This is a genomic window from Streptomyces sp. NBC_00523 (assembly GCF_036346615.1).
Classification (GTDB): Bacteria; Actinomycetota; Actinomycetes; order Streptomycetales; family Streptomycetaceae; genus Streptomyces.
Genome location: NZ_CP107836.1, coordinates 465,243 through 484,052 on the forward strand (window position 1 = coordinate 465,243; position 18,810 = coordinate 484,052).

Consider the following 18,810-nt stretch of genomic DNA (forward strand, 5'->3'; position numbering starts at 1 on the left):
ACTACGGCAACTCGCGCGTGAGCCAGACGATTTCGCCGTCCTCGTCCGTGGAGATGTGATCCCGTACGAAGTCGAGCTTCTCCAGGACGCGGAGCGAGGGCTCGTTCCACGTCCGGACGGTCGACCAGAGCCGTCGCCGCCCGGTCGCGGCGGCGGCGCCGAGCACGGCGCGGGCTGCCTCGGTGGCGTAACCCTGGTTGTGCGCACGCCGGAAGAGCTCGTAGGCGATCTCGGGCTCCTCCAGGGTGGAGCGGCCGATGATCAGTCCGCAGTATCCGATGAAGTCGCCCTCCTCGCGGCGCTGGATGGGGAGGAGGGCGATGCCGGTGTCCTCCGTGCCGGCGAGGAGACCGGCGATGCCCTTGCGGGCGCGCTCGACCGTGTAGTTCTCCTCGCCGCGTTCGGACAGCAGCTCGCTGAACTCGGCGGCGTCGGATTCGGCCCAGGGGCGCAGGATCAGCCGCTCGGTCTCCAGGTGGTACGGCATGGTCGTGTAGGTCGGCATGCCCCTACTCTGCCGTACGGCCCCGGGCGGCCTTTCGCCGAGGCCGGGTCGCGGGTGCGGAGGCGAGCCGGAGCGCGCGGCCGGTCAGCGAGGTGTCGTCGCCGAGCAGGGCGGCGGGGGTGCCGGTGAAGACGACCCGGCCGCCGTCGCTGCCGGCCCCGGGCCCGATGTCGATGACGTGGTCGGCGCGGGCGACGACGCGGAGATTGTGCTCGACCACGACGAGCGTGGCCCCGGCGTCCAGCAGGTCGTCGAAGAGTACGTTGATCCGGTCCACGTCGCTGGGGTGCAGTCCGGTGGTCGGCTCGTCCAGGACGATCCGCTCGCCGGACAGGTCGTCCACGCCGCAGAGGTGGCGCGCGAGGAGGAGGCGCTGCTTCTCGCCGCCGGAGAGCGTGTCGAGGGACTGGCCGACGGCGAGGTAGCCGAGGCCGACGCGTTGCTGCCAGGACATCGCCGCGACGATCCCGGGGTCGTCGGGGAACAGGTCCGCGAGTGCGTGCGCGGCCATGGAGAGCACGTCGGCGATGGTGCTGCCGCCGACCGTGACGGCGAGGGCGGTGTCGTTGAAGCGCAGGCCCCCGCACACGTCGCACGGGGTGGAGACGTCGTCCAGGAACGCCAGCTCGGTGGTGAGGTGGCCCTTGCCCCGGCAGGCGGGGCAGGCGCCCTTGGAGTTGAAGCTGAACCAGGACGGGTCCAGGTCCGATGCCCGCGCGAACGCGCCCCGGACGTGGTCGGCCACGCCGAGGATGGACAGCGAGGTGGACCGCTGTCCGCCGCGCAGCGGGTCCTGGCCCACGACGGTGAAGCCGGGTTGCTGGGCCGGGAGTTCCTGGGTGGCGAGGGAGCTCTTGCCGGAGCCCGCGACGCCGGTGACGGCGGTGAGGACGCCGAGCGGGATCTCCGTGTCGAAGCCGGTCAGGTTGTTGGCCCGGGCCTTGCGGACGACGACGGAGCCCTGCCACGGGCGGGCCTTGGTCGCGACCTTCAGCGGGGTCCCGAGCAGCCGCCCGGTCACCGTGCCGCTCGCGCGCAGCGCGTCGGGCGTGCCCTCGAACTCGATCCGCCCGCCGTCGGCCCCGGCGCCCGGGCCTACGTCGATGACGTGGTCCGCGATGCCGATCAGCTGCCGGTGGTGCTCGACCACCAGCACGGTGTTGCCCGAGTCCCGCAGTTGCAGCAGCAACTGGGTGAGGAGGTGGACATCCACGGGGTGCAGGCCGACCGAGGGCTCGTCGAACACGTAGGTGACGTCGGTGAGAGCGCTGCCCAGGTGCCGGACGATCTTCACGCGCTGGGCCTCGCCGCCGGAGAGGGTGGAGGAGGTCCGGTCCAGCGAGAGGTAGCCCAGGCCGACGGAGCGGAGGGCGTCGAGGGTGGCGCGGATGCCGTCGAGCGCGGGTTCGACGCGCGGGTCATGGGTGTCCGCCAGCAGTTCCCGCAGCCGGGTGACCGACATGGCCGACCAGTCCGCGAGGGAACGGCCGTCGATCAGGCTGGCCCTGGCCGCCTCGTTGAGCCGGGCGCCGTGGCACTCCGGGCAGGTGTGCCGGGTGGTGATGCGGTCGAGCTCCTCGCGGACCTGTGCGGAGATCTTCGTCGGGTGGTTCTTGACAAAGGTGTCGCGCATGCGGGTGATGACGCCGTCGAAGCGGGCGGTCTTCGGGAACTCGGGTTCCGGGTCGGGCAGTTTCAGCTGCTCGGCGTGGAGGAAGAGGTCCATCTCCTCGTCCGTGTAGTCCTTCAGCGGCTTGTCCCGGTCGAACAGACCGCTGTACGCGAACCGCTTCCACCGGTATCCGCCCCGCCGGAACAGGCTGAAGCGGACGGGCCCCTCGTTGATGGACTTCTCCGGGTCGATGAGTTCGGCCGGGTCGATGTCGACCACGGTGCCGATGCCCTCGCACCTCGGGCACATCCCGGTCGGGTCGTTGAAGGAGTACGCGGGTGTGTACCCGGCGGAGGGTTCGCCGATCCGCGAGAACACGAGCCGCATCAGCGGTGCGACGTCGCAGGCGGTCGCCACGACGGAGCGGGCGTTGCCGGTGAAGCGGCGCTGGTCGATCAGCGCGGTGAACGTGAGCCCGTCCATCGACTGGACCTCGGGCGCGGGCAGCTGCGGCAGCCGGTTGCGTACGAACGTCGGATAGGCGTCGTTGACCAGCCGCTGGGCCTCGGCCGCGATCGTGTCCAGCACCAGCGAGGACTTGCCCGAGCCGGACACCCCCGTGACGACGGTGAGCGCCTTCTTGGGGACGTCGACGGTGACGTCCTGGAGGTTGTTCGTCGCCGCGCCGACCACGCGGATCACCCCGGCCGCATGCGCATCGCTCATCCGGGGATCGTACTCAGCCACCTGCGCCCTCCCGGGTGACGTCGCCCGGCATTTCGCGTGCCGGGCGCCCCGGAGGGTCAGCCGGTGGCTGCGTTGAGCAGGTCGAGCGCGCTCTGCTGGCAGCCGTAGTCGGTGGTCCCGCCGCCGCCGTTCCAGTGCGGGCCGTACTGGTCGAGGGCGTTGCGGTCGCGGTCGTGGGCGGCGTCGGCCCAGCGGGTGAGGGGTGCGGCGTACGGGTGGTCGGAGAGCGCGCGGTTGAGGGCGCCGAGGCCGCGCACATAGGCGCCCTTGAAGCTGGGGCCGTCCCCGGTGCAGCCGTCGCCCTCGCCGGGCTCGCGCAGGACGCCGTCGGTCTGGAGCCGGACGGTGGACGCGTCGGCGAGGCCGCGCGCGGTTGTCAGGAGGGCCTGGTCGCCGGTGGCGCGGTGCAGTTCGGTGAGCGCGCCCAGGACGACGCCCTGGTTGTAGGTCCAGGTGGGCTGGCCGTTGTTGGCGCAGTTGCCGTCCAGGCCGTCGTTGATCATGCGGTCACCGTTGATCATGCCGCTGCGCTGGAACCAGTCCCACTCGTTCTTGGCCCGGTCCAGGTACACCGTGTCGCCGGGGATGCGGTTGTGCAGGGCCGCCGTGAGGCCGAGGAAGAGTTCGTTGGTGATGGCGTTCTTGTAGTTGCCGTCGGTGTTCCACCGGACCCCGCCGCCGCAGGTGCCGTTCCAGTTGGCGAACATGTGGTCCGCGTCGGCCCGGGCGGTGTCGAGGTAGCGGCTCTCCCCGGTCAGGTCGTACGCGGCGATCCAGGCGAGGCCCCACCAGCCGGTGTCGTCCAGGTACTCGTTGCGGAACTGGCCGCCCTGGGCGTTGATGTTCTTGTCATACGTGTCGGCGATGGCGTACCGGTAGCTGCCCATGCCGGTGATCCGAATGTTGTCGATGACGGTGGTCAGCGCGTTGGCCGCCGTCCACCAGCCGTTGCCGCCGAAGAGTTTGGTGCCCCGGTCGTACGACATCATCAGGGCGGTCGCGGCGGCGGTGCTCCTGCTGCCCGCGTTCCAGGTGGTGCGGGCCCAGGGGGTGCACGCGATGGCGCCGCCGCCCGCGGGCTGCCCGCAGGCGCGCAGGGCTCCGACGCCCTGGGTGTTCCAGTCGTCCACGTTGTACATCTGGGTGCGCCAGCCCCGGCCCCCGGACGGCACGGCGGTGTCGCCGAGCTTGCTGCCGGACGCCCAGGTCCTGCCGCCGTCCATGGAGCGGTCCAGCCAGACGTGGTCGCCCGCCCCGCCGTTGTCGAGGGAGCCCCAGCCCATCGCGTCGGTGTCGTCGATGTGCAGGGCGATCGTGCGGGAGTCGACGGTGGCCGTGACGGGAATCCGGTCCTGCGGACTGAGCGCCGGGTCCCGCGCGTCGCAGTACTTGTTGCACACCGCAGCCTCCGGGGCAGCGGCGGCGGGCACGGCGCCCACGAAAAGCGCGGACAACGTTGTCAGTACGGCGCCGATGAGGGCCGCCCGGGGACGCGCAGGATTCATGGAGGGCTCCCGGAACGAGTGGGGGCGGCGGAGAGCGCTCCGCCGACGCGCAGGAGAACGCTCTCCGACGCTAGCGAAGCGCCATGAGCACGTCAACGGCGCGCGCACGGGCCGCGCGGCGAAGAGCACCACCCCGGCCGCGGCCTCTCACCCGGCGCCGGGGTCCGGCCAGGCCGCGACCAACGTGTCCACGTCCGGGAAGCGGGGGCCGCCGATCGGTGCCCGGAGCGATTCACCGGCGAGCCAGCACACTTCGCCGGGGCTGCCGTCGCCGAGGTCGAACAGGCAGCACACTCCCCCGGCGGCCGCCGCGAGACCCGTGAACGTCTCCCGGACGGTGGCGGAGCGTTCGAAGAGGCGACTCATCGCCGAGGTCGCCGCCCAGAACTCCATGGACGCGTAGCCCGGGTGGTGGGCGGACGTGAAGCGGACCGTGGCGTAGATGTAGCCGACCTCCAGCCGCCCGTCGGCCGCCGGGGCGTAACCGGGCCGGTCGGCGTAGGCGCGTACCGCGTCGTCCAGGCCGAACAGGAGCGTGGTATCGAGGTCGAGTGTGCCGCCCCCGGAGCAGTCGACCGGGGCGCTCCCGAAGTCCGAGGTGAAGGGGAGCGTGAGCCGGTCGCCGCCGGGCAGCGTGACGTGGAGCGGAGTCCCGTCGGGATCCGGTGGGGCCAGCTCCGTCAGCGCGGCCAGCGCCCCGGCGACGTTCTGCGGGCGCAGGTAGATGTCGTAGCCGTAGGTCAGCCCCATGAGCGATGCCCCTCCCCCTCGGCCCTGCCGGTTGCACCTTCTCATGAACTCGCGGCCGGGCCCTGACGGTTTTTCGCGGGCCCGGACCCCGTCAACCGGCCGCGTACGCCAGCGGTGGTGCGATCGCCTGGGCGTCCGCTCCCTCGCCGACCCACAGCCCGATGAACAGCGCCGCCGTCGCTTCCAGGAGCCCCGCGCGTTCCAGTCCGCCGCCCGGCACCGGTTCGCACCCGGTGTCCCGTACGAGCCGGCGCACGCGCGCGAGGGACGGTTCGTCGTCCCCGCACACCGGTACGGCCAGCGGGCGGCCGTCGAAGACGGGCGGACGCATGCGCCATACGTCCTCGTGGCAGAGGTTGAACGCCTTGACCACATGTACTCCGGGCGCGGCCTCGGCCAGTTGCTCCGCCGCCGAGACGCCCCCGCGGGTCAGCAGCCGGAAGCCGGGGCCGACGGGGTTTGAGCAGTCGATCAGCGCCTTGCCCCGGAGCTCGGGACCCAGGTCCCGCACCACCTCGGCCCCGGCGCCGAAGGGCAGCGCGGCGAGCACCACATCCCCAGCAGCGGCTGCCTCGCACAGCCCGGCGGCCTGCGCGCCTCCGCCGAGCCGTCCCGCGAGCCGCCGCGCCCGCTCCTCGTCGCGTCCGCCGACGACGACCTCGTGCCCCGCCCGCACCCAGTGGGTGGCGAGCGCGTCCGCCATGTTCCCCGCGCCCAGTACGCCGATCCTCATCACGCATGTCCTTTCGCCGACGGCCCGTTCAGCCGTTCGCATCGACGCTAGAACGCGGCTCGGGCACCATCTGGTACGTGACCACCGACGCCTTTCTCGCCGACTGCCGCGCCCGCCTGGCGTTCGACCTGCTCTCCCACACCTGGAACGCCGTGGTGCTCTGGTCCCTGCGCGACGGCCCCCGCCGCCCGGTCGAACTGCGCGAGCACATCGGCTCGATCAGCCCCAAGGTGCTCACCGAGACGCTGCGCCGCCTCCAGTTCAACGGGCTCGTGTCCCGGCAGGCGTACCCCGGCTCCCCGCCACGCGTGGAGTACGCGCTCACCGGTCTCGGACGCACCCTGCTGGGGCCCATCGACACCATCGGGGCGTGGGCCTTCGAGCACGGCGACGAGGTGATGGCGGCGCAGGACTCCGGCGCGGACGAGGGGTAGCGGCGGGCGGGACCGGGCTCAGGGCAGGATCGAGTCGACGTACCCGCCGTCGACGCGGAGGGCGCCGCCCGTGGTGGCGGAGGCGTACGGCGAGGCGAGGTAGACGACCATGTTGGCGATCTCCTCGGGCTCGATGAGGCGTTGCAGCAGGGACTGGGGGCGGTGCTTGACCATGAACTCGTGCTGGGCCTCGTCCCAGGGGAGGTCGTCGCCGACTAGTTCGCGGACGAAGTCCTCGACGCCACCGGTGTGGGTGGGTCCCGCGATGACGGAGTTGACGGTGACCCCGGTGCCCGCGGCGTCCTTGGCGAAGCCGCGGGAGACGGCGAGCAGCGAGGTCTTGGTCATGCCGTAGTGGATCATCTCGGCGGGGATGACCACGGCCGAGTCGCTGGCGATGTTGAGGACGCGCCCCCAGCCGTTGTCCTTCATGCCCGGCAGGTAGGCGCGGATGAGCCGGACGGCGGAGAGGACGTTGACCTCGAAGTAGCGGCGCCACTCCGCGTCCTCGATCTCCAGCGGGTCGGCGGAGCCGAAGACGCCGAGGCTGTTGACCAGGATGTCGACCGCCGGTGCGGCCTCCAGGACGGCCGCGGTGCCGTCCTCGGTCGCGAGGTCACCCGCCGCGCCGGTGACCTCCTCGCTCCCCGAGGCGGCCCGTACGGCGTGCACGGCCTCGGCGACCCGCTCCTGGCCGCGGCCGTTCACGACGACATGGGCACCGGCCCGGGCCAGCCCGACGGCGATGGCCTCGCCGATGCCCTGGGTGGAGCCGGTGACCAGGGCGGTACGGCCGGAGAGATCGATGTGCATGGCGGGTCCTCCTCGCGCCGGGGCCGGCGACACGGCCCGCGCGGGTCAGTTGAGGGTGTCGGGGTCCGGGCCGGTGCGCAGTCCCCGGTCGAGGGCGGCGAGGTCGGCCAGGTCGGCGTCGGTGAGCTCGAAGCCGAAGACGTCGAGGTTCTGCCGGATGCGGGCGGGGGTGACGGACTTGGGAATCACGATGTTGCCCGTCGCCAGGTGCCAGCGCAGCACGACCTGTGCGGGGGTTACGCCGTTGGCCTGAGCGATGCGCACGACCGCCTCGTCCGCCAGCACCGCGCCCTGGGCCAGCGGGCTCCACGCCTCGGTCGCGATGCCGTGCTCGGCGTGGAAGGCGCGCAGTTCGGCCTGCTGGAGGCCGGGGTGCAGCTCGACCTGGTTGACGGCCGGGACGGTTCCGGTGTGCTCCATGAGCCGCCGCAGGTGGGGGACCTGGAAGTTGGAGACGCCGATCGCGCGGGCGCGGCCGTCGGCGAGGATCTTCTCCAGCGCCTTGTACGTCTCCACGTACAGGTCCCGGGCCGGGGTGGGCCAGTGGATGAGGTAGAGGTCCACATGGTCCAGGCCGAGCTTGTCCAGGGAGGCGTCGAAGGCGGCGAGCGCCTGGTCGTAGCCCTGGTCGGCGTTCCACAGCTTGGTGGTGACGAAGAGCTCCTCCCGCGGCAGGCCGGAGTCCGCGATGGCCCGGCCGACACCGCGCTCGTTGCCGTAGACCGCGGCGGTGTCGATGCTGCGGTACCCGGCGTCCAGGGCGTGCCCGACCGCGGTGGCGGTCTCGTCGTCGGGCACCTGGAAGACACCGAAGCCGAGCTGGGGCATGCGGACGCCGTTGTTCAGGGTGAGGGTGGGCACGGAAGTCATGGGGGGTGGTCCTTTTCGTGTTCGTCGTATGCCGTGCGGCGAGCCGGGCCGGCTCGCCGCACATGCATGCAAGCGCGCCTTACATGCATCCACAATACTTGCACACGCTCACTAATGCAATCGACGGCTTCCCGCGTCGGTCACTCCCCCACGTGCAGCCCGAAGCCCGTGCGGCCCGTCGGTTCCAGGCCCTCCTTGAGGTGCAGGGACGGGATCTCGTAGTCGCCGAAGTTCTGGCGGCGGTACGGGACCGGGGCGGTCGTCTCCAGCGTGAGCAGGCGTTCCCGCCAGGCCTTGGCCGCTTCCGGGTAGTCCGCGTCGGTCATCCGGTCGGTGCCGTACAGGACGAACGGCGGGAGCACCTCGAGGCCGGGGTAGTGGAGGATGCCGTGCTGGATCGGGAAGAGCAGGTCGTCGATGGGGCCGTTGATGCCCCGGGGCGCGTAGTGGGATTCCAGGCCGCCGACGGTCACCGAGAGCAGGGCGCGGCGGCCCGCGAGGGTGCCTTCTCCGTAGCGCTCGCCGTACTTGGTGTCGCTGTGCTCGCCAACGCCGTACGCGAAGTGGAACGTGAACACGCGGTCCACCCAGCCCTTGAGGATCGCGGGCATCGTGTACCACCACAGGGGGAACTGGAAGATGACGGCGTCCGCCCACAGCAGCTTCTCCTGCTCGGCGCGCACGTCCGGGGTGAGCGTCCCGGCGTCGAAGGCGCGGCCGGAGTCGCGGGCCGGCCTGAGCGGGTCCGAGGCGTCGGGCCCGTAGTCCGCCGCGTCGACGGTGGTCTTCCAGTTCATCGCGTACAGGTCGCTCACCCGCACCTCGTGCCCGGCCGCCTCCAGGGTCGAGACCGCGAGGTCCTTGAGCGAGCCGTTGAGGGACTTCGGCTCGGGGTGGGCGTGGACGATGAGCGTCTTCATGGGAACGCACTCCTTCGGATCGGATGGGTTCGATCCTGGACGCCGAGACGCCCGTTGTTCAGGGGCGCCGCTTCCGTCGGACGGGACTTCCTGGTACCGGCAGGGCCACCCTCGCGCGGGCCGGGCGTGGCCATACTGGGGGCATGGACGATCTCGCGGGATTCCTGCGGACCCGGCGCGCCCGGGTCGACCCGGCCTCGGCCGGCATCTCCGCCGACAGCCGCCGCCGGGTGGACGGGCTGCGCCGCGAGGAGGTCGCGCACCTGTCCGGGGTGAGCGTCGACTACTACGTACGCCTGGAACAGGGACGCGCGACCCAGCCATCCGAGCAGGTCCTCGACGCGCTCGCCCGTGTCCTCGGCCTGGACGAGACGGAGCGCGAGCACCTCGACCGGCTCGCCCGGCAGCGGCGCCGGTGCGCGAAGACGCCCGGCGGGCGGGTCCGGCCCGAGCTGCTGCGCGTCCTCGACCTGGTGACCGACGCACCCGCGCTGATCATGGACCACCGCATGGACGTCCTCGCGGGCAACCGCCTGGCCAGGCTGCTGTACGGCCGGGCGCTGCCGGGGATGAACACCGCCCGGCACCTCTTCCTGGAGGAGACCGAGCGGGGTCTGTACGCGGAGTGGGAGCAGTGCACCCTGGACGCGGTCGGCCACCTGCGGCTGGCCGCCGGCAAGTATCCGGACGACGCGCGGCTGGCCTCGCTCATCGGGGAGCTGTCGATGGGCAGCGACCGCTTCCGCCGGCTGTGGGCCCGCGCGGACGTGCGGGCCCGTACGCATGGGCGCAAGGTGTACCGGCACCCGCTCGTCGGTGTGCTGGAGCTGCACCAGGAGAACTTCTCGCTGGTGGACGCGCCGGGCCGGGAGATGATCGTGCTGTCGGCGGCGCCCGGCAGCCCGGCGGAGGACGGCCTGCGGCTGCTGTCCGGGCTGGGGGCGGAGAGCGACGGCGCGCCCGACCGGCCCCCCGTCCGTGAGGAACGCCCCCGCTAGCGAGCCGCCTCGAAGCGCGCCAGGTGGTCGTCGCCGAGCCGGACGTCCCGGGCGGCGAGGGCTTCCTCGACGTGCTGGACGCGGCTGACGCCGACGATGGGGGCGATGCCCTGGTGCTGGAGCCACGCCAGGACGACCTGGTTCTTCGTCGCGGAGACCTCATCGGCCACCTCGTCCAGGACCGCGAGGACCCTGGTGGTGCCGGGGTGGTCGTACGTGGCGGGGAACGGCTTCTCCGGGCGCGTGTAGGAGCCCCAGAGCAGGGAGCTGTACGCCCACACCTCCAGCCCTTCCGCCTCTGCGATGTCCAGGTCGTCAGGGGTGAGGTGGCGGTGGCCGCCCTCCGCGACGGGGGTGAGCGGGCGGGGCTGGACGAGGGAGTGGCGCAGTTGCAGCGCCGTCCACGGCTCGACGCCCTGCTCGCGGGCCAGGGACCGGGCGCGCTCGACGCGCCAGGCGGGGTGGTTCGCCGCGCCGACCCGCAACGCCACGCCCTTGGTGACCAGTTCACCGAAGGCTCCGACCGTCTCCTCCAGGGGGACGGTGCGGTCCTCGGCGTGGGCCCACAGCAGGTCGACGTGGTCGACGCCGAGGCGCTCAAGGCTCTCCGTCATGCCCGCGTGGACGGCGCGGGCGGAGAGGCCTTCGGCGCTCTCGGGCCAGGAGTGCGGGACGAGCGGGTTCTGCCGGACCTTGGTCGCGATCCGCACGGCGTCGCGGGCGCCGGGGCGGGCCGCCAGCCACGCGCCGATGACGCGCTCGCTGGCACCGCCGACGCCGCTGGGATCGGCCCAGAAGGAGTAGCAATTGGCGGTGTCCAGCCAGCCGCCGCCACCGGCGACGAAGGCGTCCAGGATGGCGAAGGACGTGTCGGGGTCGACCTGTGTGCCGAAGCCCATGGTGCCCAGAACGATCCGGGGGTTCGCCTCGTTGGTGTCGGTGGCGTGCGCGTCGGCGCGGTTCGTGTTCGCGTTCATGTCCGTCATGCTCGGCGTTGAAGTGCGCTCCAGGTCAAGCCCGTTCTTCGAAACCTTCAGGAGTTGTGGTGGCGTATCTCGCGGAATCGGTCGAGTCGATGGAACAACTCACCGTCGGCTGGCGGACGATGGTGCTCGACCGGGATGCCGGCGCGGACGTACGGGACCTGCCCGGGATCGCCGTGCGCTGGGCCGACTGCGGCTTCGCGTTCTGGAACTGCGTCACCCTGACCGACGTCGGCGCGGACGCGGCGCTCGCCGCCCGGCGCATGAGTGAGGCGGCGGACATCATGCGGGCGAAGCGGCGGCCCGGCTTCCTCTGGGTCTTCGAGGGGCTGCTCGACGCGGAGGCGCGCGCCTCGCTGGACACGGCGGCCGAGCGCGCCGGACTGGCGTACGCCTTCCCCGGCACGGGCATGGCGGGCGACCTCTTCCCGCTGCCCGAACCGGCCCACCCGGAGCTGGAGTTCGTCCGCGTGAGCGAGGACGACCACCTGTTGGCGTACGCGGATCTGAACTCGCGCGCGTACGGCTTCCCCCTGGACGCGGGCCGCGACGGGCTGGCGGGGTCCGCGCTGTGGAAGAGCGGGGTGCACGCCTACCTGGGCCTGCGGGAGGGGGTGCCGGTGACGTGTGCCGCGACGGTGGAGGCGGCGGGGCGGCTCTTCGTCGTGCTGGTCGCCACCGATCCGGCGTGGGAGCGCCGGGGTTACGGCGAGGCGGTGACGCGCAAGGCGCTGTACGAGGGGGCCCGCGCCACCGGGCTGACCCGCGCCACCCTGCACGCGACGGCGGCGGGCGCCCCGGTGTACCCGCGGATCGGGTTCACCCCCAATTCGGCCATGCGCTTCTACGGGTTGCAGAAGTGAGGGCGGCCGTCGGCCCTGTCACAGAACCATGACACGCGGGGTCACAACCCGGGGCGCGGGTGGCCTGTCCAACTGGGTGAGACGACGGGCTGATCCACCCGTCGTCGGCGGGTCGCGGCAACCGGCCGCGCCGCCCACACGCCCTGGGGGAATACCTTGAACACCGTTGCGCGCAGCCTGCGTTCGTCCGCCGTCGCCTCGGCCGCCGGCCTGCTCCTGGCCCTGGCCGGAGCCGCCCTGGCCCCGGCCGCCCTGGCCGACAGCGGCCCGCCCATGCTGGCAGTCTCCACCGACGCGCCCGCGACGGTCGGCCTCGGCGGTCTGCCGGTCGCCTTCACCACCACGGCGTCCAACCCCGGCCCGAACGACACCTCGTCGGCGCGCCTCATCTACCGCATCGACGGCGGCAACGCCCTGCCGGAGAACGCCCTGAGCCTGGAGTACCGGCTCGACGGAACGACCTGGAAGTCCGTGCCGCTGGAAGTCATCGAAGGCATGTACGGCGGTGAGCTTCCCGAGCAGTTCCCGCTGGCCGCCGGAAAGTCCCGGACGGTGCAGTTGCGCCTCGGGCTTCCCATGGGCACCCCGCACAACGGCGACAGCAACGGCGGCACCGACCACCTGAAGCTGACGACGATGATCTCCTACGGGGCCGCGGGCGCCGCCAACGACACCGACGTGGACAACGTAAAGGTCGACGGGCTGGACACTCACTTGTCCGGTGTGCCGGCCACCGCGACCGCCGGTGGCCCGGCGATCGCCTTCAAGGCCACGGTCGACAACCCGACGCCGTCGGCGTACGAGAACGTCACGGACGTGCTGTTCACCAACCGGTACACCACCGTCCAGGTGCGGCGCTCGGGAACGTGGACGACGCTGAAGCCGATCACCTCGAACGCCGAACCGGACGTCTACGGGTACAACGTGATCGGCAAGGACGCCTCCCTCCCGGCGCACGGCAGCGCGTCCGTCGACATCCGCGTGACCTACCGCAAGGACGCTCCGCTGGGGAAGACCGAGGTGTCCCCCTGCGCCATCGTCAACGCGGGTGATATCCCCTTCCGGGGCATCACCAGCTGCGGCAAGGGCGCCACGCTCACCGTGAAGAAGGCGGCCACCTCCGGCACCCCGTCCCCCTCCCCCTCCGTCACCGCGACCGCGTCGTCCTCCCCCACCACCACGGGCACCGGCTCCACCTCGGCGTCGTCCGGCATGTCCGCGCAGCTGGCCGAGACCGGGAGCGGCGGCCTCTCGGCGACCGCGGTGGGCGCGGCGGGCCTCGTCGCGGCCGGGGCGGGCGCCCTGGGCTTCACCGCGGTGCGCCGCCGTCGCGGCCGGGTCTGAGCGGGCGGCGGACGGGTCCGGTCCCCGGCGCGCAGGCGTCGGGGACCGGACCCGTCCGGGCCGCGCGGGGTCAGGAGGCGATGAACCGCGCGACCCGGCCGAGGACGACCGTGTCGGCCAGATACCCGATGTGGGTCTGGCAGAGCACGTTGTTGTTCGTCGCGCCGCTCAGCCGGGTGCTGGTGTACGGGAGGATGACGCCGTCGCACGCCGAGTACCAGGTGGCGTACTTGGTGTCGCCGGGGGTCTCGTCACCCGAGGTGATCTGCGCGATGAACGAGGAGCCCGGGTACATCTGCTGACAGGTCGTGTAGATCAGGCAGGCCCCGGCGGCCGTGGTGCCGTGGTTGGCGCCGGCGATGGACGCGAGGTGGCTGACGCTGGTGTTGCCGCCCAGCACCTTCAGGTAGTACTGGCTGACCAGGCCGCCCATGGAGTGGTTGACGATCGCGACCTTGCTCGCCCCGGTCCGGGACTTCACGCCGTCGACGAAGGCGGCGAGGCCCTGGGCGTTGGTGATGTTGTTGCCGTAGGAGTCGTACTCGTACGCGAAGAGGTTCGCGCTCGACCAGCCGTTGAGGCGGAAGACGCTCATGGCAGTGACCCAGTTGGAAGCGCTGCCGGTGTAGCCGTGGACGAAGACGACCGGAGTACTGGTCGACAGCGGCTGCACCGCGGCCGCGCGGGCCGAGGTGTTCGTCTCGGCGGCTCCGGCCGGGGACGACGGCGAGAACAGGGTGAACGCGACCGTGACGGCCGCGAGGACACCGAGGAGCCTGTGCGGTGAACGACGGGGCATGGGCACTCCTGAGGGGAACGTGGGGATGTGGTGGCCTGCCCGCACAAGGTGCCGGGCGGGGGGTGCCCACGCCATCGGCGAATTCACCGGTCTTCGTGAGCCGTGTGCGGGTGTTCCGTGGCGGCCGGGCCCGGGGAACGGTGGTTTTCAGCCGTTCGGGCCCGGGACGCGGTGTTCCGCCCCCGGGCGGCGCGGCGCTCGCGCAGAGTGCTGCGTATGACCGCGCCCGCTGAGCTGCTCCACCTCCTCGCCCGCACCCGGGCCTCCCTCGACGGGGAGGAGGTCACGTACTGGTGGTCGGGCGATGTGTACGCATGGGCGCCCGACCAGCCCTACCAGCGCCTCTTCGGCTTCGAGGGGGTCAATGTGGCCCGGCTCGTCCAGGACGCCGATGCCGGGCCGGGCGCCTTCCAACTGCTCACCCGCGAGGCCGCCTTCTACCTCGACCCGCAGACCCGGGAGATCCTGGAGACCTGGCAGGATCTGCCGGTGGTGCACGTCTGGAACGACCCGGCCAACCAGAAGTGGCGGCCCTTCCCGGTGCCCATGACGGAGCTGGGCGGCCAGGTGTGCTTCAGCCTGGAGATCCCGCTGGCCTATCCGTCGCCGCTGCCCGTCGCGGAGTACCCCGTGCACTCCTCCGGAGACACCTACCGGGCGCTGGAGCTCTTCCAGTTCTTCGCCGACCGGGCGGACCTCGCCGGTCCGGCGACGAGTGTGCCCGCCACCATGTCGTGGACGCGGATGTCCCCGTGGCTGCCGTGGATGGCCCGGGGCCAGGCGCCGGGCGGGCTGACGTTCCACTGCCGGGGCCGGAAGCTCGGCTCGTACGCGGAGGTGCCGGAGCGCACCCGCGCCTACATCGCCGACCGGCACCCGGAGTTCGCGCACGCGCCGGAGCGGTGGAGCGAGCCGAACGAGACCAGCTGGACGTACTTCCGCAAGCTCAACCCTCCGGCGTAGCAAGGAGCCGGCGCCCGCCTTATGGACACCGCGCCATGGGCGTGCTCTCATGCCACTTGCCCTTTTCCAACGATGCACAACGAGCGGCGCGGTGCGGACGGGCCTGCCGATCGGGGTGAGAACGGAGTCGCACATGAAACCTCCATCCGCGAGGCGGCGCAGAGGGCTGCGGCGGTGGATCGGCGGAGCCGCCGTCCTCGGGACCGCCGCGGCCATGACGGTGACGGGCACGGCGAGCCCGGCCTCGGCCGGCGGTCCGCACAGCCACCGCGTCCCGACGGTGACCTCGGGCGACGCCCGGTTCCAGGTCCTGTCGCCGACGCTGATCCGGACCGAGTACGCGGGTGACGGGGCGTTCACCGACGAGGCGACGTTCAACGCCATCGGCCGGGGTTCCTTCACCCCGGCGGCCTACACCGCGAAGACGGCGGACGGCTGGCTCACCGTCAGGACGAGCGCGGTGACGCTGCGGTACAAGGTGGGGTCCGGGCCGTTCGACGCGAGCAACCTGTCGGTCCGGCTCAACGCGGGGGACTCCCCCGTGACCGCCGCCCCCTGGCACCGCGTCAGCTGCCCGCCCGGCGCGCTGTGCGAGGCGGAGAACCTGCGGGCAGGCGGGGTCTCCGTGGCGTCCGACCACGACGGCTACACCGGGACCGGGTTCGCCGCCGGGTTCGAGAGCACCGGCGCTTCCCTGTCCTCTGACATCGATGTCAAAGCGGCGGGCTCCTACCGGTTCGCCGTGCGGTACGCCAACGCGCGCGGCGGCGACGGCAAGAGCGAGCCGCGCACCCTCACCCTGTCGGTGGACGGCGGTGACGAGCAGCGGGTGACGCTGCCCCGGACGGCGGACTGGGACAGCTGGGAAACCGTCTCCGCCGGGGTCCGGCTGGACGCCGGGCACCACACGGTCAGCCTGACCCGGGGCGCCGCGGACTCCGGCAGTGTGAACGTGGACAGCGTCGCGCTGCTGGGCGAGGGCGAGGCGTACCCGCCCGCGTCGAGCACGGCGATCGCCGACTGCCGGTTCGGGGTGAGCTGCGAGGCGGAGGCCGGGCGGGTCGTCGGTACGGCGGCCGCCGCCACCGACCATCAGGGCTTCGCCGGGAACGGCTTCGTCGCGGAGCTCAACCAGGGTTCCTCGCTGACGACCCATGTGGTGGAGGTCCCGTCGGCCGGGACGTACACCCTGCGCGTCCGGTACGCCAACGGCCCGGGCGGCGACGGCCGGCACGAGGCGCGCACCGCCACCGTGTCGGCGGGCGGCGCCACCGGCACCCTGTCGTTCCCCGCGACGGACGACTGGGACACGTGGTCCACGGCCACCCTGCCCGTCCACCTGGAGGCGGGCGCCAACGACGTCACCCTGGGCTGCCCGGACGCCGGCAGCTGCCATGTGAACGCGGACACCGTGTCCGTCGCCGCCACCGGGGACCCCGCTCCGCAGCCGCATCTGGCCCTCGGCGGCTACCGGCGCGGCCTCGACGGCGTCACCGGCGACGGCGCACCGCCCGCCACCACGCCCGGCCTGCTCAACCGGGACGGCTGGTATCTCCTGGACGACACCCCGTCCGCGCTCTACGACTCCGCCACCCGCAAGGTGACCCAGCGCTCCGACCACGGCGGCGCCCCGTACCAGGACGGCTACCTCTTCGGCTACGGGCACGACTACAAGCGGGGCCTCGGCGACCTGGCGACGCTCACCGGGCCGCCCGCGCTGCTGCCCTCCTGGGCGTACGGGGTCTGGTACTCGGAGTACATCGACCGCACGGACGCGGACTACCGCAACACGATCCTGCCGAAGTTCCGCTCGGAGGGCGTGCCGTTGGACGTGCTGGTGACGGACACCGACTACAAGGCCGTCAACGCGTGGAGCGGCTGGGAGATCGACCCGGCCAAGTTCCCCGATCCGAAGGGGTTCTTCGACTGGTCCGAGTCCCAGGGGCTGCACAACACGCTCAATGTGCACCCCAGCATCCTCGCCACCGACCCCCAGTTCGCCCAGGCGCAGAAGACCGCCAAGGGCAAGCTGAAGAAGGGCGGTTGCGCGGGCGGCGCGGGCTCCGACTGCTACACCTTCGACTTCGGCGACCCCGATCAGTTGCAGGCGTACATGGATCTGCACCGGACCATGGACGAGCAGGGCAACGACTTCTGGTGGCTGGACTGGTGCTGCGACGCGGCGCAGTCGTCGCTGCCCGGTGTGACCCCGGACGCGTGGATCAACCAGCAGTACGCGGACGCCACCGGCCGCCACCTCGACCGGCCGTTCGTCCTCTCGCGCGCCTTCGGTTCGCTCCAGGCGGGCGGCTACAGCGGTCAGCAGGCGGTGCCCACCGGGCCCTGGGCCGACAAGCGCACCACGGTCCACTTCACCGGCGACACGTCGTCCACCTGGGGCACGCTGAAGTTCGAGGTCGGGTACACCCCGGCCGAGTCGGCGGCGACGGGGATGGCCAACGTCACGCATGACATCGGCGGCCACAACGACACGACGGGCCTGAAGGGCTCGGAGACGTACACCGACGGCGGCGGCACGCACACCACGACGAAGCTGTCCGACGACCTGTACGCGCGCTGGGTGCAGTTCGGCACCTTCCAGCCCGTCGACCGGCTGCACAGCAACCACAGCGACCGGCTGCCCTGGCAGTACGGTCCCGAGGCGTCGGCGTCCGCGAAGAAGTTCCTCAACCTCCGGGAGAAGCTGCTCCCGTACACGTACACCCTCGCGGAGGAGGCCAACCGGACCGGTGTGCCGATCGTCCGGCCGATGTATCTGGAGTACCCGGAGGAGCGGCAGGCGTACGAGACGGCCGGCAGCGAGTACTTCTACGGCTCCGACATGCTGGTCGCCCCGGTCACCACCCCCGGCGCCTCCGCGAAGACGTCGGTGTGGTTCCCGCCGGGGCAGTGGACGGACTACTTCACCGGCAGGACGTACGAGGGCGGCAGCACCCGGGAGGTCACGACGACGCTGGACACCATGCCGGTGTTCGTCAGGGCGGGCGCGATCATCCCGGGCCGCACGCAGGACGTCGCCCACGACGGCGCGGCCGGCGCGGACGACCTCACGCTCACGATCGCCCCGGGCCGATCCGGTTCGTTCAGCCTGTACGAGGACGACGGGGGTGCTGCGGGCAAGGCCCGGAGCACCACGACGAAGGTCTCCTACAAGGAGTCGGGCGGACGCCACACGGTGTCGGTCGGAGCGGCGAAGGGGTCCTTCCGGGGCCAGGCGAAGGACCGTGTGTGGACCGTGTCGGTCAAGGCGGACCACGCGCCCCGGCAGGTCACCGCGAGCGGGACGCACCTGTCCGCCCGGGCGTACACGTGGGACGCGGGCTCTGAGACCCTGACCGTCACCCTGCCGAAGCGCAGCGTCCGTGCGCCGGTGACCGTCACTTACTGGTAGCGAGCGGCCCGCCCCCGGTGGGAGCCGGGGCGGGCCGGTGCGCGGCGCGGGTCAGCGGACCTGGAGGGTCCGCTGCTCCTTGAGCGAGGCGCAGTTGGAGTTGTCGATGGACACGGACACGTTGGCGATGTGGCCGCCCCAGCTGACGCAGTGGCCCTTGCCGTAGGCGTAGACCGGACCGGCGTACGACGTGTAGTTGCCGTAGTCGTTCGCCGAGGCGTCGGTGTCGGGGACGTAGATGTACGCCGACATCTCCTTCGCGGCGCCGGGCGTGGACCGGATGGTCACGACACAGTTCTTGCCGTTCGACGCGTTGTACGTCAGGTAGACCGTGCCGAGGGAGCCCACCGCGGCGGAGTTGACGGTCTTGTACGCGCTGCCGCAGACCTTCTGCGGGGTGGTGTTGGGCGCGGCGGAGGCGGTCGGGCCGAAGGCGGCCGTCGCGCCCACCATCAGGGTGGTCAGAGCCCCGGCGGTGGCGAGAGTACGGATGTTTCGCATATTTCCCCCTTGTAGTTCCAGGAGTGTTTTGCTCCCACTTGTTGGGACCTTCGGGGGA

Annotated in this window: 17 protein-coding genes; 6 read left to right on the top strand and 11 right to left on the bottom strand. The window is 71.9% G+C overall.

The genetic code is table 11. The features are described 5' to 3' along the window. Position 1: 1 nt before the first annotated feature. From OHS17_RS02290 to OHS17_RS02310, 5 genes are all read right to left on the bottom strand, one after another. Positions 2 to 505: a GNAT family N-acetyltransferase gene (locus OHS17_RS02290; protein ID WP_330310809.1), complete on the bottom strand. Its 504-nt coding sequence runs from the start codon at positions 503 to 505 to the stop codon at positions 2 to 4. A 4-nt stretch (positions 506 to 509) separates the two neighbouring features. Further along, positions 510 to 2,843 carry an excinuclease ABC subunit UvrA gene (locus OHS17_RS02295; protein WP_330310810.1) on the bottom strand — a complete coding sequence of 778 codons (2,334 nt, stop codon included), beginning with the start codon at positions 2,841 to 2,843 and terminating at the stop codon, positions 510 to 512. A 77-nt stretch (positions 2,844 to 2,920) separates the two neighbouring features. Next, positions 2,921 to 4,369 (bottom strand): glycoside hydrolase family 76 protein, encoded by a 1,449-nt coding sequence (locus OHS17_RS02300; RefSeq protein ID WP_330310811.1) that lies wholly within the window; start codon positions 4,367 to 4,369, stop codon positions 2,921 to 2,923. 147 nt (positions 4,370 to 4,516) lie between these two features. Then, positions 4,517 to 5,119: a hypothetical protein gene (locus tag OHS17_RS02305; protein WP_330310812.1), complete on the bottom strand. Its 603-nt coding sequence runs from the start codon at positions 5,117 to 5,119 to the stop codon at positions 4,517 to 4,519. A 91-nt stretch (positions 5,120 to 5,210) separates the two neighbouring features. Further along, a complete protein-coding gene (locus OHS17_RS02310) occupies positions 5,211 to 5,852 on the bottom strand; it encodes an NADPH-dependent F420 reductase (protein WP_330310813.1) in 642 nt (213 codons plus the stop codon). Positions 5,853 to 5,929: 77 nt separating this feature from the next. On the opposite strand from OHS17_RS02310, the gene OHS17_RS02315 reads away from it, so the two are divergent. Then, positions 5,930 to 6,286 (top strand): winged helix-turn-helix transcriptional regulator, encoded by a 357-nt coding sequence (locus tag OHS17_RS02315; RefSeq protein WP_330310814.1) that lies wholly within the window; start codon positions 5,930 to 5,932, stop codon positions 6,284 to 6,286. Between the two features lie 18 nt (positions 6,287 to 6,304). Here OHS17_RS02315 and OHS17_RS02320 read toward each other — a convergent pair whose 3' ends face one another. From OHS17_RS02320 to OHS17_RS02330, 3 genes are all read right to left on the bottom strand, one after another. Then, positions 6,305 to 7,099, bottom strand: a complete 795-nt coding sequence (locus tag OHS17_RS02320; RefSeq protein ID WP_330310815.1) for an SDR family NAD(P)-dependent oxidoreductase — start codon at positions 7,097 to 7,099, stop codon at positions 6,305 to 6,307. Between the two features lie 45 nt (positions 7,100 to 7,144). Continuing rightward, complete coding sequence (locus OHS17_RS02325) at positions 7,145 to 7,969, bottom strand: aldo/keto reductase (RefSeq protein ID WP_330310816.1); 825 nt, start codon at positions 7,967 to 7,969, stop codon at positions 7,145 to 7,147. 140 nt (positions 7,970 to 8,109) lie between these two features. Beyond that, entirely contained in the window at positions 8,110 to 8,889 is a 780-nt protein-coding gene (locus OHS17_RS02330) for an NAD(P)H-dependent oxidoreductase (RefSeq protein ID WP_330310817.1), read from the bottom strand. 143 nt (positions 8,890 to 9,032) lie between these two features. Here OHS17_RS02330 and OHS17_RS02335 point away from each other — a divergent pair, with 143 nt between their 5' ends. Continuing rightward, on the top strand, positions 9,033 to 9,887 hold the full coding sequence (locus OHS17_RS02335) for a helix-turn-helix transcriptional regulator (protein WP_330310818.1): 855 nt from the start codon (positions 9,033 to 9,035) through the stop codon (positions 9,885 to 9,887). Here the strand turns inward: OHS17_RS02335 and OHS17_RS02340 are convergent. Further along, entirely contained in the window at positions 9,884 to 10,864 is a 981-nt protein-coding gene (locus OHS17_RS02340; protein ID WP_330310819.1) for an aldo/keto reductase, read from the bottom strand. The genes OHS17_RS02335 and OHS17_RS02340 overlap by 4 nt on opposite strands. Positions 10,865 to 10,932: 68 nt before the next feature. Between OHS17_RS02340 and OHS17_RS02345 the strand changes: the two genes are divergently transcribed. Together OHS17_RS02345 and OHS17_RS02350 are read left to right on the top strand one after the other, a co-directional pair. Then, positions 10,933 to 11,733 carry a GNAT family N-acetyltransferase gene (locus OHS17_RS02345; RefSeq protein ID WP_330310820.1) on the top strand — a complete coding sequence of 267 codons (801 nt, stop codon included), beginning with the start codon at positions 10,933 to 10,935 and terminating at the stop codon, positions 11,731 to 11,733. A gap of 156 nt (positions 11,734 to 11,889) precedes the next feature. Continuing rightward, on the top strand, positions 11,890 to 13,077 hold the full coding sequence (locus tag OHS17_RS02350; protein WP_330310821.1) for a hypothetical protein: 1,188 nt from the start codon (positions 11,890 to 11,892) through the stop codon (positions 13,075 to 13,077). A gap of 70 nt (positions 13,078 to 13,147) precedes the next feature. Here the strand turns inward: OHS17_RS02350 and OHS17_RS02355 are convergent, their stop codons facing one another. Next, positions 13,148 to 13,876: an esterase/lipase family protein gene (locus OHS17_RS02355; RefSeq protein WP_330310822.1), complete on the bottom strand. Its 729-nt coding sequence runs from the start codon at positions 13,874 to 13,876 to the stop codon at positions 13,148 to 13,150. Between the two features lie 216 nt (positions 13,877 to 14,092). Between OHS17_RS02355 and OHS17_RS02360 the strand changes: the two genes are divergently transcribed. After that, a complete protein-coding gene (locus OHS17_RS02360; RefSeq protein ID WP_330310823.1) occupies positions 14,093 to 14,839 on the top strand; it encodes a DUF1838 family protein in 747 nt (248 codons plus the stop codon). A 214-nt stretch (positions 14,840 to 15,053) separates the two neighbouring features. Beyond that, entirely contained in the window at positions 15,054 to 18,251 is a 3,198-nt protein-coding gene (locus tag OHS17_RS02365; protein ID WP_330315134.1) for a TIM-barrel domain-containing protein, read from the top strand. 51 nt (positions 18,252 to 18,302) lie between these two features. On the opposite strand, the gene OHS17_RS02370 is transcribed toward OHS17_RS02365, so the two are convergent. Further along, positions 18,303 to 18,752 carry a spore-associated protein gene (locus tag OHS17_RS02370; RefSeq protein WP_330310824.1) on the bottom strand — a complete coding sequence of 150 codons (450 nt, stop codon included), beginning with the start codon at positions 18,750 to 18,752 and terminating at the stop codon, positions 18,303 to 18,305. Positions 18,753 to 18,810: the final 58 nt, after the last annotated feature.